Source organism: Streptomyces xanthophaeus (genome assembly GCF_030440515.1).
In the GTDB taxonomy this organism is placed as follows: Bacteria; Actinomycetota; Actinomycetes; order Streptomycetales; family Streptomycetaceae; genus Streptomyces; species Streptomyces kutzneri.
The window spans coordinates 6,757,346-6,769,698 of sequence record NZ_CP076543.1; the positions used below are offsets into that span (position 1 = coordinate 6,757,346).

The 12,353-nt window shown below is 72.5% G+C and carries 14 protein-coding genes; 9 read left to right on the plus strand and 5 right to left on the minus strand.

The features are described 5' to 3' along the window. Positions 1-12: 12 nt before the first annotated feature. Entirely contained in the window at positions 13-441 is a 429-nt protein-coding gene (locus KO717_RS30235; protein WP_301372543.1) for a type II toxin-antitoxin system Rv0910 family toxin, read from the minus strand. A 172-nt stretch (positions 442-613) separates the two neighbouring features. Between KO717_RS30235 and KO717_RS30240 the strand changes: the two genes are divergently transcribed. Next, the gene (locus KO717_RS30240) at positions 614-1,588 is read left to right on the plus strand and encodes an EamA family transporter (protein WP_301372545.1); all 975 of its coding nucleotides are present in this window, start codon (positions 614-616) and stop codon (positions 1,586-1,588) included. Between the two features lie 160 nt (positions 1,589-1,748). Here KO717_RS30240 and KO717_RS30245 read toward each other — a convergent pair whose 3' ends face one another. Further along, positions 1,749-2,702, minus strand: coding sequence for an IS481 family transposase (locus tag KO717_RS30245; protein ID WP_301372547.1), 954 nt, complete (start codon positions 2,700-2,702; stop codon positions 1,749-1,751). Between the two features lie 308 nt (positions 2,703-3,010). On the opposite strand from KO717_RS30245, the gene KO717_RS30250 reads away from it, so the two are divergent. After that, the gene (locus KO717_RS30250) at positions 3,011-3,970 is read left to right on the plus strand and encodes a DMT family transporter (protein WP_301372549.1); all 960 of its coding nucleotides are present in this window, start codon (positions 3,011-3,013) and stop codon (positions 3,968-3,970) included. On the opposite strand, the gene KO717_RS30255 is transcribed toward KO717_RS30250, so the two are convergent. Continuing rightward, positions 3,952-4,662 (minus strand): pyridoxamine 5'-phosphate oxidase family protein, encoded by a 711-nt coding sequence (locus KO717_RS30255; RefSeq protein WP_301372551.1) that lies wholly within the window; start codon positions 4,660-4,662, stop codon positions 3,952-3,954. The genes KO717_RS30250 and KO717_RS30255 overlap by 19 nt on opposite strands. 37 nt (positions 4,663-4,699) lie before the next feature. Between KO717_RS30255 and KO717_RS30260 the strand changes: the two genes are divergently transcribed. Further along, positions 4,700-6,034: an aminotransferase class I/II-fold pyridoxal phosphate-dependent enzyme gene (locus KO717_RS30260; RefSeq protein WP_301372553.1), complete on the plus strand. Its 1,335-nt coding sequence runs from the start codon at positions 4,700-4,702 to the stop codon at positions 6,032-6,034. Positions 6,035-6,155: 121 nt separating this feature from the next. Here KO717_RS30260 and KO717_RS30265 read toward each other — a convergent pair whose 3' ends face one another. Next, entirely contained in the window at positions 6,156-7,145 is a 990-nt protein-coding gene (locus KO717_RS30265; RefSeq protein ID WP_301372555.1) for a DMT family transporter, read from the minus strand. Between the two features lie 74 nt (positions 7,146-7,219). On the opposite strand from KO717_RS30265, the gene KO717_RS30270 reads away from it, so the two are divergent. Beyond that, entirely contained in the window at positions 7,220-8,140 is a 921-nt protein-coding gene (locus KO717_RS30270) for a LysR family transcriptional regulator (protein ID WP_301372557.1), read from the plus strand. Between the two features lie 20 nt (positions 8,141-8,160). Here the strand turns inward: KO717_RS30270 and KO717_RS30275 are convergent, their stop codons facing one another. Next, entirely contained in the window at positions 8,161-8,586 is a 426-nt protein-coding gene (locus KO717_RS30275; protein WP_301374856.1) for a pyridoxamine 5'-phosphate oxidase family protein, read from the minus strand. Between the two features lie 130 nt (positions 8,587-8,716). On the opposite strand from KO717_RS30275, the gene KO717_RS30280 reads away from it, so the two are divergent. The 5 genes from KO717_RS30280 to KO717_RS30300 all read left to right on the plus strand — a co-directional run bounded on the left by KO717_RS30280 (position 8,717) and on the right by KO717_RS30300 (position 12,297). Next, the gene (locus tag KO717_RS30280; protein WP_301372559.1) at positions 8,717-9,331 is read left to right on the plus strand and encodes a cysteine hydrolase; all 615 of its coding nucleotides are present in this window, start codon (positions 8,717-8,719) and stop codon (positions 9,329-9,331) included. A gap of 18 nt (positions 9,332-9,349) precedes the next feature. After that, positions 9,350-10,198 (plus strand): HipA family kinase, encoded by an 849-nt coding sequence (locus KO717_RS30285; protein WP_301372561.1) that lies wholly within the window; start codon positions 9,350-9,352, stop codon positions 10,196-10,198. Continuing rightward, complete coding sequence (locus tag KO717_RS30290) at positions 10,195-10,578, plus strand: DUF3037 domain-containing protein (protein WP_030009794.1); 384 nt, start codon at positions 10,195-10,197, stop codon at positions 10,576-10,578. The genes KO717_RS30285 and KO717_RS30290 overlap by 4 nt, the downstream gene beginning before the upstream one ends. A 167-nt stretch (positions 10,579-10,745) precedes the next feature. Next, complete coding sequence (gene fabG, locus KO717_RS30295; RefSeq protein ID WP_301372565.1) at positions 10,746-11,507, plus strand: 3-oxoacyl-ACP reductase FabG; 762 nt, start codon at positions 10,746-10,748, stop codon at positions 11,505-11,507. Between the two features lie 28 nt (positions 11,508-11,535). Then, positions 11,536-12,297 carry an SDR family oxidoreductase gene (locus tag KO717_RS30300; protein ID WP_030770413.1) on the plus strand — a complete coding sequence of 254 codons (762 nt, stop codon included), beginning with the start codon at positions 11,536-11,538 and terminating at the stop codon, positions 12,295-12,297. Positions 12,298-12,353 lie beyond the last annotated feature (56 nt).

Consider the following 12,353-nt stretch of genomic DNA (forward strand, 5'->3'; position numbering starts at 1 on the left):
ACGGCCCGGCGGTCAGACGACCAGACCGGCCAGCTTGCGCAGCGACTCGTTCAGCGCGGCGGTGGCCGAGTCCTTGAGCTTGCCCGCCATCAGGGAGACGGCGGCCCCGGTGAACTCGCCGTCGATGCGGACCGTCGTGGCCTCGCCGTCCGGGATCAGGGTGTACCGGGTGAGGACCGCCACCCCCATCGGGCCCTTGCCGGTGATGGCGAAGAGGCGTTCGGCCTCCAGCTCCGAGACGGTCCAGACGACCTCGGCCGGGAAGCCCATCATCTTCATGTTCTCGGCGAAGGTGGCGCCGATCGCGAGGGTCTCGGGTCCGCCCTTGGGAAAGTTCGTGTGGGTCATGCTCCACTGCCCGTACGCGTCCCAGTCCGTCAGCTGGGACCAGAGCTGCGCGGCGGACGCCTCGATGCGTGATTCCGCGGTGACTTCAGCCATGCGACCACCCCTTCTCGTCGGGTACGTGCGGCGGAAGGTAGCCCCGGCGGGCGGAACATTCAATACTGACGACCTGTCAGATATTGCCGGTGTCGACGGGGTGTGATCTCGACTCCGTCTCAACAGGTGTCATCCTCGTGACGCTCCTGACCTGCCCTGTCATGATGGCTGGATGCAAGCGTCAGGGAGAAATGCCGGACTGGGCCTCGCCCTCGTCTCGGCGTTCGCGTTCGGTGGTTCCGGAGTGGCGGCGAAGCCGCTGATCGAGGCGGGTCTGGACCCCCTCCACATGGTCTGGCTCAGGGTGGCCGGGGCGGCGCTCGTACTGTCCCCGCTGGCCTGGCGCCACCGTGACCTCGTGCTGCGCAGGCCCGCGCTGCTCGCGGGCTTCGGGCTGGTCGCCGTCGCGGGTGTGCAGGCCTTCTACTTCGCCTCCCTGTCCCGCATCCCCGTCGGCGTGGCCCTGCTGCTGGAGTACCTGGGCCCGGCGCTGCTGCTCGGCTACATCCGCTTCGTGCAGCGCAAGCCCGTGACGCGCGGCGCCGCCGCGGGCGCGGCCGTGGCCGTCGTCGGACTGGCCTGCGTGGTCGAGATCTGGGCCGGGCTGAGCCTGGACCTGCTCGGAGTGCTCTTCGGCCTCGCCGCCGCCTGCTGCCAGGCCTTCTACTTCGTCTTCGCCGACCAGGGCGCCGACGGGGACGACGCCCCCGACCCGCTCGGGGTGATCGCGTACGGCATGCTCGTCGGCGCCCTGGTGATGACCGTGATCGCCCGGCCCTGGGAGATGGACTGGCAGGTGCTGGGCGGCGACGCCTCCGTGGGCGGCACGATGGTGCCCGCGCCGGTGCTGCTCGCCTGGGTGGTGCTGGTCGCGACCGTCTTCGCCTACCTGACCGGTGTCGTCTCCGTGCGCCGGCTCTCGCCCCAGATCGCCGGCGTCGTGGCCTTCCTGGAGGCGGTCGTCGCCACCGTGTTCGCCTGGATCCTGCTCGGCGAGCACCTGTCCACCTGGCAGATCGTCGGCGGCGGCCTCGTACTCGGCGGCGCCTTCATCGCGCAGTCCTCGCGGCCTGCCGCCCCGCCGGTGCCGGCCGTGGCCGACCAGGTCGTACCGGAGCGTGAGACGACCACGGCCGGCAAGAGCTAGGCCGTCTCTTCCGGATCTTGCCTGTCCCACGCCGCCTGGCACCGCACCTCGCCGCGTTGTCGGAGCACCCAAGTACGTCCAGTACTCGGGCGCCCCTCCGCCTTGCGATGCACGGCACCAGACGACGCGGGCTTAACCGGCAAGATCCGAAAGAGACGGCCTAGATGTGTTGTCCGGACAGGTTGGTGGCGCGGCTGGCGGGTGTCTGGCCACTGATGCCGGTGTGGGGTCGGTGGTAGTTGTACCAGTGCAGCCAGTCGGTGAAAGCTTCCTGGCGCTGCCGGTCTGAGGTGTAGGGCTTCTGGTAGGCCCATTCTTCGAGCAGGGTGCGGTGGAAGCGTTCGACCTTGCCGTTGGTCTGTGGGCGCCAGGGCCTGGTCCATCGGGGCTGGATGTCCAGATCGCGGCAGGTCTGGCGCCAGGTGTGCTTGGTGTAGGCCCAGGCGTTGTCGGTCAGGACACGTTCGACGTTGATGCCCAGGGACGCGAACCAGGCGGTGGCCCGGGTGAGGAAGGCGGCGCAGGTCGGGGCGGTCTCGTCGGGCAGGTCTTCGGTGTAGGCGAGGCGGGTGTGATCGTCGAGTGCGGTGTGCAGGTAGGCCCAGCCGGCACCGGTTTTGTTGCGGCGGCCTTCGGCTCTGCCCAGTGCCTGGTGCCCGCCGCCGTCAGGGATCCGGCCGAGTTTCTTGACGTCGATGTGGACGAGTTCGCCGGGGCGGGCCCGTTCGTAGCGGCGAACGGGTTCGCCGGTGGCCCGGTCCAGGGCGGCCAGCGGGGGCAGGCCGTGCCGCTGGAGAATCCGGTGGGCGGTCGAGGGTGCGATCCGGCAGCGGGCGGCCAGCCGCAGCGGCCCGATCCGGTGCTCGCGCCGCATCCGCAGCACCTGTTGCTCCACGGCGGTCGGCGTCCTGGCGGGTTGGTGGTGTGGCCGGCTGGACCGGTCACTCATTCCGGCGATGCCCAGCATCCGGTAGCGGCCGGCCCAGCGGGCCGCGGTGGTGTGGCTGACCTGGAACCGTTCCGCGGCCCGCCGCACGGGCCAGCCGTCATCGACGACGCACCGGGCCAGGCGCAGTCGCCCGGTCTCCGTCAGCGGGGCATTACGGTGGACCACGAGGGCCTCCTCGGCTAGGTGCAGATGTCGCAATCCACACCGAACCCGGAGGCCCTCACCCATTTCAAGGACCCAGCACGCGTGTCACCAACGTCCCGGGACAACACACCTAGACCGTCCCTTTCGGATCTTGCCTGACCCCCTAGGATGGCTGCCATGCATTCGACCGTGCTTCCGCCTCCCGCCGCCTAGCGCGGGCGGCGTCACCACGTCAGGTACCCGGCCCGGGGAGCCCCTGGGCGGGTCCGTGCTGCCCGCGAAGCGATGACCTGCTTCTTTCATCCTTCACGCATGCGCGGAGACATCTCGTGTCGAACCATTCGCCCGCCGCCGGGCGCAGTCTGCTGTACCTCGTCGTCGCCGGAGCCGCCTGGGGCACCGCCGGGGCGGCCGCCTCCCTCCTCTTCCTGGCCAGTGACCTCGGCCCGCTCGCCCTGTCCTTCTGGCGGTGCGCGGGCGGGCTCGTGGTGCTGCTCGGGGTGCTCGCCGTACGCGGGCCCCGCCCCGCCACCGGCCGGGTGCGGCCCTCGGTGGCTTCGCTGATCGGGACCGGGCTCCTCTTCACCCTCTTCCAGGCCGCGTACTTCGCCGCCGTGCGCGAGACCGGCCTCGCGGTCGGCACCGTGGTCACCCTCGGCGCCGGGCCCGTGATCATCGCGCTGGGGGCCCGGTCCTGGATGGGCGAGCGGCTCGGCCGCGGTGGCGTGGCCGCCGTCGTGGGGGCGCTGGCCGGGCTGGCCGTCCTGGTGCTGGGCAGTGGCGGCGGTGAAGTACGGCCGCTCGGCGTCGGCTGGGCGCTGCTGTCGGCCGCCGGCTACGCGGGGATGACCCTGCGGGCGCGGTGGCTCGGGCAGCGCGGCGCGGGCGGGGACCCGCTGGTGACCACCGCCTGGTCGGTCGCGGTGGGCACGGTGTGCCTCCTGCCGCTCGCCGCCGTGGAGGGGCTGCTGCCGCACACCGCCGACCTCGGCCGGGTGCTCTGGCTGCTGGTGTACGTCGCCACCGTGCCGACCGCGCTGGCGTACGCGCTCTACTTCACGGGCGCCGCCGCCGTACGGGCCGCCACCGTGTCGGTGATCATGCTGATCGAGCCGGTGAGTGCGGCGGTGATCGCGGTCCTGCTGCTCGGGGAGCGGCTGACCGGCGCCGTGGTGCTGGGCACCGTACTGCTGCTGACGGCGGTGGGCGCGCTGATCGTGGCCGAGGCCCGTCGGCCGGCGGCCGCGCCCACCCCCGTACGGAGCAGCCCTCAGAGCGCGCTGAGGTAGTCCGGGACGGCGATGCCGGGGGTCAGGTCCGCGGCGGGCACCGGGGTTCCGTACACCGGGGCCACCGGAACCACGCCCGCCCAGTAGGGCAGGTCCAGGTCCTCGGCGTCGTCGTTCACCGGTCCGTTGCGGATCTTCGCGGACACCTCGGCGAGGTCCACGCGGATCACCGCGGTGGCGGCGAGTTCCCGGGCGTTGGCCGGCCGGGTGTCGGCGGAGCGGCCCGGGGCGACGGCGTCGACCATGGCGTCCAGGGCCGTCCGGCACTCCGCCTCGTCGGTGACCTGGTGGGCGGTGCCGTGCACGACCACCGAGCGGTAGTTGAGCGAGTGGTGGAAGGCCGAGCGGGCCAGGACCAGTCCGTCGACGTGGGTCACGGTCACGCAGACGGGGAGGCCCGGGTCGGTGCGGCCGGCCGCCAGCAGCGGGCGGGAGCCGGTCGAGCCGTGCATGTAGAGAGATTCGCCGACCCGGGCGAACAGCGTGGGCAGGACCACGGGCGCGCCGTCGCGGACGAAGCCGAGGTGGCAGATGTAGGCCTGGTCGAGTATCGAGTGCACCGTCTCGCGGTCGTAGCGCGCCCGGTTGCGGGAGCGGCTGGGGACCGTGCGGTCGGTGGGCTCGTAGCTTCCGGTCGATGCGTCCCTCGGGGGCGGCGTCCCGGGCGTCTCCGTGGCGGGCGTGGCGGTCATGGTGCGTACTCCATTGCACTAGTGCATACTGGTGTTTGTGCTAGGAGACTATCGGATCACAGGGCGTCGCGCAGCGGATATCGCCGCCGGCGTGGAGGCGGGCGTGGCTTCGGGCGCGCTCCCGCCGGGTTCACTGCTGCCGCCGATGCGGGAGCTGGCGGGCGATCTGGGGGTGAACCCCAACACCGTGGCCGCCGCCTATCGGACGCTGCGCGAGCGCGGGGTCATCGAAACCGACGGGCGGCGCGGCAGCCGGGTGCGGTCCCGCCCGGCGAGCACGCCGCGGGACGCGCTGCGCATGGTGGTGCCCGAGGGCGTGCGGGACCTCGCGGAGGGCAGTCCGGACGTATCCCTGCTCCCCGCGCTGGAGGGGCCGCTGGCTGCGGCCGCCCGGCGGTACGGGCAGGCACCGACCCTCTACGGGGCGGACCCGGTCGCCCCGGAGCTCGCGGAACTGGCCCGGGCCGGCTTCGACGCGGACGGGGTGCCGCCGGGACCCGTGGCGGTGACCTCGGGCGCGCTGGACGCCATCGAACGGGTGCTGGCCGCCCATCTGCGGGCGGGCGACGCGGTGGCGGTCGAGGACCCGGGCTGGGGCGGGGCGCTGGACCTGGTCCCGGCGCTCGGGCTGCGCGTGCTGCCGGTGGCGGTGGACGACGACGGGCCCCGGCCCGAGGCGGTGGCCCGGGCCCTGGCAGCCGGGGCGCGGGCGCTGGTGGTGACCGCGCGGGCGCAGAACCCGACCGGGGCCGCGGTGGGCGCGGAGCGGGCGCGGGAGCTGCGGGCCCTGCTGGCGGACCACCCCGGGGTGCTGCTGATCGAGGACGACCACGGGAACGGGATCGTCGACCTGCCGTTGCATCCGCTGGGCGGGGTGACCCGGCACTGGGTGCTGGTGCGCTCCACGGCGAAGGCGTACGGGCCGGACCTGCGGCTCGCGGTGCTGACCGGCGACGCGGTCACGCTGGACCGGCTGCGGGGGCGGCAGCGGCTGGGGCCGGGCTGGGTGAGCCGGCTGCTTCAGTACGCGGTGGTGGAGCTGTGGGCCTCGGGCGCGGTCGACCCGGCGGTGGTGGCGCGCTCGTACGCGGGGCGGCGGGACGCACTGGTCGAGGCGCTGCGGCAGCGGGGGGTCCGGGCGCACGGGCGCAGCGGCCTGAACGTCTGGGTGCCGGTGGTCGACGAGACGGTGGTGGTGACACGGCTGCTCGCCGCCGGATGGGCGGTGTCCCCCGGGGCCGTCTTCCGGGTCGAGGCGGGGCCGGGGATCAGGCTGACGGTCTCGCAGCTGAGCGTCGCCGAGGTGCCGGGCCTGGCGGACGCGGTGGCGGCGGCGGTCAGTGTGGGGGCGGCGGGGGTGCGGTACGACTGACGGCAGCCCACCCGCCCCGCCCGCCCCGGCCACCCGGCCCGCCTCCGGCCGACGCGCGAGGACCGGCCCGGCCGGGGCGATCACGGCGCCGCGGGTGCGGACAGGCCGTGCGACATGCCGGTCAGGCGGGCCTGCGGGCCCCGGGGCGGGTCTGGGTGAGGGCCGCGCCGGCCAGCACGATCGCGGCGCCGACCGGGGTGTTCCAGTGGAGCTGCTCGCCGAGGACCAGGACGCCCGCCGTGGTGGCGATGACCGGGATGAAGTAGGTGACCATCTGGGCGGTGGTCGGGCCGACCTCCGTCACCAGCCCGTACTGCATCTGCAGGGCCATGCCCGTGCCGAGGGCGCCCAGCGCGATCACCGACAGGGTGGGCCAGAGCGGGAACGAGCTCGGCGCCGAGGTGAACGCGGCGCTCACGAGCGCGAGCTGGATCGTGGAGATCATGAGCTGGCCGCCGGTCAGGGCCACCGGGGAGCCGGGGGTCCCGGCCAGCGTGCGGCGGACGTAGATCCAGCCGATGGGGTAGCAGAGGGACGCCAGCAGGGCGAACGCGGTGCCCTTGGCGTCGACACCGGAGAAGCCCTGCCAGGCTCCGAGCACGGTCAGGACGCCGAGGAAGCCGAGGCCCAGCCCGGCGAACCGACGGCGCGTCGGGCGGTCCTCGGACAGGGCGACCAGCGACAGCGCCATGCCCCACAGCGGCGAGGTGGCGTTGCAGATGCCGGCCAGGCTGGAGGGGATGCTCAGCTCCGCGTACGCGAAGAGCGAGAACGGGGCGGTGTTGAGCAGCAGCGCCGCCACGGTCAGGTGGCCCCAGGTGCGCAGTCCCCGGGGGAGCGGCTCGCGGCGGACGAGCAGCACGGTGAGCAGGGCGAGCGCGCCGAACAGGACCCGGCCCAGTGCCACCTGGAAGGGTGCGTACGCCTCCGTGCCGACCTTGATCAGGAGGAAGCTGAAGCCCCAGACGACCGAGAGGATCGCGAACCGGACCCGCCAGTCCAGGAGGCCGCCCCGGCGCCGGCCGGTGGTGGAGGCGGCGGTCGTGGTGGGGGAGGCCGGGGACGGGGAGGCGGCCGGGAGGATCGGCCCGGGGGTGGTCGGTGCGCTCATGCTCCTTACTGTGCTCGTATCAACTTCGTAGGACAAGCGAGAGTTTCTCGGGGTGACGCCGTAGCATTGCTTATATGTTGAACCTGGAGCGCCTGCGCACCCTGGACGCCCTCGCCCGCCACGGCTCGGTCAGCGGCGCGGCCGACGGCCTCCACGTCACCACCTCCGCCGTGTCCCAGCAGCTGGCCAAGCTGGAGCGCGAGGTCGGACAGCCGCTGCTGGCCAGGAACGGGCGCGGGGTCCGGCTCACCGACGCCGGGCGCCTGCTCGCCGATCACGCCGCCCGGATCATCTCCCAGGTGGAGCTCGCCCAGGCCGACGTCGAGGCCCAGCGGGGCTGCGCGGTGGGCGAGTTGCGGATCGGGGCCTTCCCGACCGCCATGCGCGGGCTGCTGCCCCAGGCCCTGGCCGCGCTGCGGGCCGGGCATCCGGAGCTGCGGGTCCGGGTGCGCGAGCAGGAGCCCGAGGAGAGCATGGCGGCCGTCGTGCGCGGGGACCTCGACCTGGCCCTGGCGATCGACTGGCACAACAAGCGGATGCCGGTGCCCGCCGAGCTCACCCGCACCCATCTGCTGGACGACACCGTCGACATCGCGGTCCCGGCCGGCCACCGGCTGGCCGACCGGGCCGGGGGCTCCGCGGGGTCCGGGATCTCCCTCGCCGAATGCGGCGACGACGACTGGATCTCCTGGAACGAGGGGCAGTTCTGCCACGAGTGGCTGGTCTTCACCCTGCGCGGTACGGGCATCGAGCCGCGCATCGCCCACATCGCCGAGGAGCATCACACCCAGCTGGCCTTCGTGGAGGCCGGACTCGGCGTGTGCGTGGCGCCGAAGCTGGGCCGCGGCCCGGTGCCGCCGGGCGTGCGGCTGCTGCCGGTGTGCGACAGCGTACGGCGCCACGTGTACGCCGTCTGGCGTGCGGACGCCGACCGCAGGCCCTCCATCCGGGCCGCGGTCGACGCCCTGCGGCAGGCGGCCGCCGGACTGCGGTAGGTCCGCGGTTCCGCGGCCGCCTACAGCTTGCGGAAGTCCCAGGAGACGATCGCGTCCGGGGTCAGCCGGATCCAGGCGTGCCGCCCGTCGTGCGGCATCTCCTCGATGCCGAAGTTCTTGACCGGGAAGATCCGCTCGGCCTCCGCGAGCTCGGGGCAGGGCTCGCCGGTGCGCGGGGCCTCGCCCACGAAGACGGCGCTGCCGGACAGCTCCACCCCGCGCAGTTCGTCGTACGACTCGCCGCAATCCACGACCACAGAGATCCGCGGATCCTTCCTCAGGTCGGACCAGCGGCGGCTGCGCGTGATCGAGTACAGCCACAGCGAGCTGCCGTCCCATGCGAACCACAGCGCGCCCACGTGCGGGCGCCCGTCGGGGGAGACCGTCGCGACCCGGCAGGTCTTCTGCTCGCGCAGGAACGAGTCCACCTCCGCGTCGCTCATCATGATGCGCCGGCCCCGCCGCTGCGAGGTTCCGGTTCCTGCCCCGTCCACGTCCATCCGTCCTGCACCCCTTCACATCTGACTGTGTGTCAGGAATCATGAGGGCTCTTCCGTCGCCACGCCAGGGGGAGCCATGCCGGATCTCGATCCCGCCACCACCGCGCTGCTCACCGTCGAGTGCCAGAACGGTGTCGTCGGCGAGGAGAGCGCACTGCCGGAGCTGGCCGAGCAGGCCCGGGACTCGGGGATGCTGGGACGGGTGGCCGCACTGGTCGACGCCGCGCGCGGGGCCGGTGTACAGGTCCTGCACGCGGTCGCCGAGCGGCGGCCCGACGGACTCGGCGCGAACACCAACGCCCGGCTGTTCCGGGCCGCGGAGAGACTGCCGGTGCGCCAGCTGACCGGGAGCCGGGCGGTGGAGGTCGCCGCGCCCATCGTCGTCGCCGGGCAGGACCTGGTGGTCCGCCGGCTGCACGGGCTCTCCCCGATGGCCGGTACCGATCTCGACCCCCTGCTGCGCAATCTCGGCATCCGCACCCTCGTCGTCACCGGGGTCTCCTCCAACATCGCCATCCCGAACACCGTCTTCGACGCCGTGAACCTCGGCTACCGGGTGGTGGTCCCGGCCGACGCCATCGCCGGGGTGCCCGCCTCCTGCACCGCCGAGGTGATCCGCAACTCCCTCGCACTGGTTGCGGCCGTCACCACCACCGAAGAGCTGCTCAAGCAGTGGGCTCCCGCGACCTGACCCCCGTAACCTGGACGGATGCTGTCCGAAGTGATCGCGACCCGTTACGTCACGCCCCTGCGTGAGGGCGGCTCGCTCCCGGGGATCGTCGAGGCCGACGACCTCGGTACCTACGTCATGAAATTCACCGGAGCCGGCCAGGGTCGCAAGACCCTGGTCGCCGAGGTCATCTGCGGCCGCCTGGCCCAGCGGCTGGGGCTGAGGGTCCCACGGCTGGTGCAGATGCAGCTCGACCCCGTGATCGGGCTCGGCGAGCCCGACCAGGAGGTCCAGGAGCTGCTCAAGGCCAGCGGCGGGCTCAACCTCGGCATGGACTACCTGCCCGGCTCGATCGGCTTCGACCCGCTGGCGTACCAGGTGGACCCGGTCGAGGCGGGGCGCGTCGTCTGGTTCGACGCCCTCATCAACAACGTCGACCGCTCCTGGCGCAACCCGAACATGCTGGTCTGGCACGGGGACCTCTGGCTCATCGACCACGGCGCCACCATGATCTGGCACCACAACTGGCCCACCGCCGTGGCCGCGGCCGCCAAGCCCTACAACGCCTCCGACCACGTACTGGCTCCCGTGGGCCCGGACATCGCCGCCGCTGCCGCAGCACTCGCGCCGCTGGTCACCGAGGACCTGCTCACGGAGGTCGCGGCCGACGTCCCCGACGAGTGGCTGGTCGACGAGCCGGGCTTCGACTCCACCGACGCGCTGCGCCGCGCCTATGTGGAGGCGTTGCTGCCGCGCGCGGCCACGATCCACGAGAGGATCTCGCTGGAGGCCGAGGTGAAGACGCCTGCCGGACCTCCCGGCTGGCTCACCGACCACCTGCCGGAATGGCCCCACAAGACCCACAAGAAGAAGAGCGACATCGAGTGACCAAGCGGGACGTGTTCGAGTACGCGCTGGTGCGCGTGGTGCCCCGGATGGAACGGGGCGAGTGCTTCAACGCCGGCGTGATCGTCTACTGCCGGGCGCACACGTACGTCGCCGCGCGCACCCACCTCGACGAGGCGAAGCTCCTCGCGCTGGACCCCGGGGCCGACGTGGCCGGGGTACGGGCCGCCCTGCGCGGGGTCGAGGGCGTGTGCAGCGGCGGGGCCGAGGCGGGGCAGGCGGCGGGTGACGACGCGGGACGGCGGTTCCGCTGGCTCATCGCCCCCCGGAGCACCGTGGTGCAGCCGGGTCCGGTGCACACCGGCCTGACGGCCGATCCGGCGGCGGAGGTGGAGCGGCTGCTGGACCTGCTGGTCCGCTGAGGCGGTTCGGGGGCTCCACCCCCGGACCCCCGCGCCCGAAACGCAGGCGGGGCCGGATCGACTGGCGTTGACACCGGGTGCCAGGGCTCCTAGCGTCTCCTCAGCTGAAGCTACTAAGCGGTTGCTCACCTCTGGGCGGCCGCCTCTCAAGGGCGAGGAGATCCAGCATGTCCACCACCGAGCAGCGCGTCGCGATCGTGACCGGGGCGGCCCGGGGCATCGGCGCCGCCACCGCCGTACGCCTGGCCGCCGAGGGTCGGGCCGTCGCCGTACTCGACCTCGACGAGGCAGCCTGCAAGGACACCGTGGAGGCCATCACGGCGGCCGGCGGCAAGGCGCTCGCGGTCGGCTGCGACGTCTCCGACGGGGCGCAGGTGGAGGCGGCCGTCGCGCGCGTCGCGAGCGAGCTCGGCGCCCCGACCATCCTGGTCAACAACGCGGGTGTGCTGCGCGACAACCTGCTGTTCAAGATGACCGAGACCGACTGGGACACGGTCATGAACGTGCACCTGCGTGGTGCGTTCCTGATGTCGAAGGCCTGTCAGAAGTACATGGTGGAGGCCAAGTTCGGCCGCATCGTGAACCTCTCCAGCAGCTCGGCGCTCGGCAACCGCGGCCAGGTCAACTACTCCGCCGCCAAGGCCGGTCTGCAGGGCTTCACCAAGACCCTGGCCATCGAGCTCGGCAAGTTCGGCGTCACCGCCAACGCCGTCGCCCCCGGCTTCATCGCCACCGAGATGACCGCCCAGACGGCCGCCCGCGTCGGCATGGGCTTCGAGGACTTCCAGGTTGCCGCCGCCACCCAGATCCCGGTCCAGCGCGTCGGCCGCCCGGACGACGTCGCGAACGCCATCGCCTTCTTCACGGGCGAGGCCGCGGGCTTCGTCTCCGGCCAGGTCATGTACGTGGCCGGCGGCCCGCTCAACTGACGAGTCCACGAGAGACAGGGCGTACGACATGACGTACAGCGGTATCGACAGCGGCAAGGTCGCTCTGATCACCGGGGCGAGCCGGGGCATCGGCTACGGCGTCGCCGAGGCGCTGGTCGCCCGCGGCGACCGGCTCTGCATCACCGGGCGCAACGAGGAAGCCCTCAAGGAGGCCGTCGAGCGGCTCGGCGCGGACCGGGTGATCGGTGTCGCCGGCAAGGCGCACGACGAGGCCCACCAGGCCGTCGCCGTCGAGCGCACGATGGAGGCCTTCGGCCGCGTCGACTTCCTGGTGAACAACGCGGGCACCAATCCCGTCTTCGGGCCGATCGCGGACCTGGACCTCGGGGTCGCGCGGAAGGTCTTCGAGACCAATGTGATCTCGGCGCTCGGCTTCGCCCAGCGGACCTGGCACGCCTGGCAGAAGGACAACGGCGGCGCGATCGTGAACATCGCGTCCATCGCCGGCGTCTCCGCCTCGCCCTTCATCGGCGCGTACGGGATGAGCAAGGCCGCCATGGTCAACCTCACCCTGCAGCTCGCGCACGAGATGGCGCCCGGGGTCCGGGTGAACGCGATCGCCCCCGCGGTGGTCAAGACGAAGTTCGCGCAGGCGCTCTACGAGGGCCGGGAGCAGGAGGCCGCGGCGGCCTATCCGCTCGGCCGGCTGGGGCTCCCGGAGGACATCGGCGGCGCGGCGGCGTTCCTCACATCTGCACAAGCGGAATGGATCACCGGGCAAACTCTTGTCGTCGATGGTGGGATGTTCCTCAATGCCGGGGTCCACTGACCGATAATCGGACGTATTTGCCTCCGAAAGGGAGGTAAATACGTAACGAATATGCA

What these genes read in the sequence shown, in the direction of transcription:
- KO717_RS30235 (WP_301372543.1), bottom strand. Translation starts at nt 441, where the DNA reads ATGGCTGAAGTCACCGCGGAATCACGCATCGAGGCGTCCGCCGCGCAG.
- KO717_RS30240 (WP_301372545.1), top strand. Translation starts at nt 614, where the DNA reads ATGCAAGCGTCAGGGAGAAATGCCGGACTGGGCCTCGCCCTCGTCTCG.
- KO717_RS30255 (WP_301372551.1), bottom strand. Translation starts at nt 4,662, where the DNA reads ATGACCGCCACGCCCGCCACGGAGACGCCCGGGACGCCGCCCCCGAGG.
- KO717_RS30265 (WP_301372555.1), bottom strand. Translation starts at nt 7,145, where the DNA reads ATGAGCGCACCGACCACCCCCGGGCCGATCCTCCCGGCCGCCTCCCCG.
- KO717_RS30270 (WP_301372557.1), top strand. Translation starts at nt 7,220, where the DNA reads ATGTTGAACCTGGAGCGCCTGCGCACCCTGGACGCCCTCGCCCGCCAC.
- KO717_RS30275 (WP_301374856.1), bottom strand. Translation starts at nt 8,586, where the DNA reads ATGATGAGCGACGCGGAGGTGGACTCGTTCCTGCGCGAGCAGAAGACC.
- KO717_RS30280 (WP_301372559.1), top strand. Translation starts at nt 8,717, where the DNA reads ATGCCGGATCTCGATCCCGCCACCACCGCGCTGCTCACCGTCGAGTGC.
- KO717_RS30285 (WP_301372561.1), top strand. Translation starts at nt 9,350, where the DNA reads ATGCTGTCCGAAGTGATCGCGACCCGTTACGTCACGCCCCTGCGTGAG.
- fabG (WP_301372565.1), top strand. Translation starts at nt 10,746, where the DNA reads ATGTCCACCACCGAGCAGCGCGTCGCGATCGTGACCGGGGCGGCCCGG.
- KO717_RS30300 (WP_030770413.1), top strand. Translation starts at nt 11,536, where the DNA reads ATGACGTACAGCGGTATCGACAGCGGCAAGGTCGCTCTGATCACCGGG.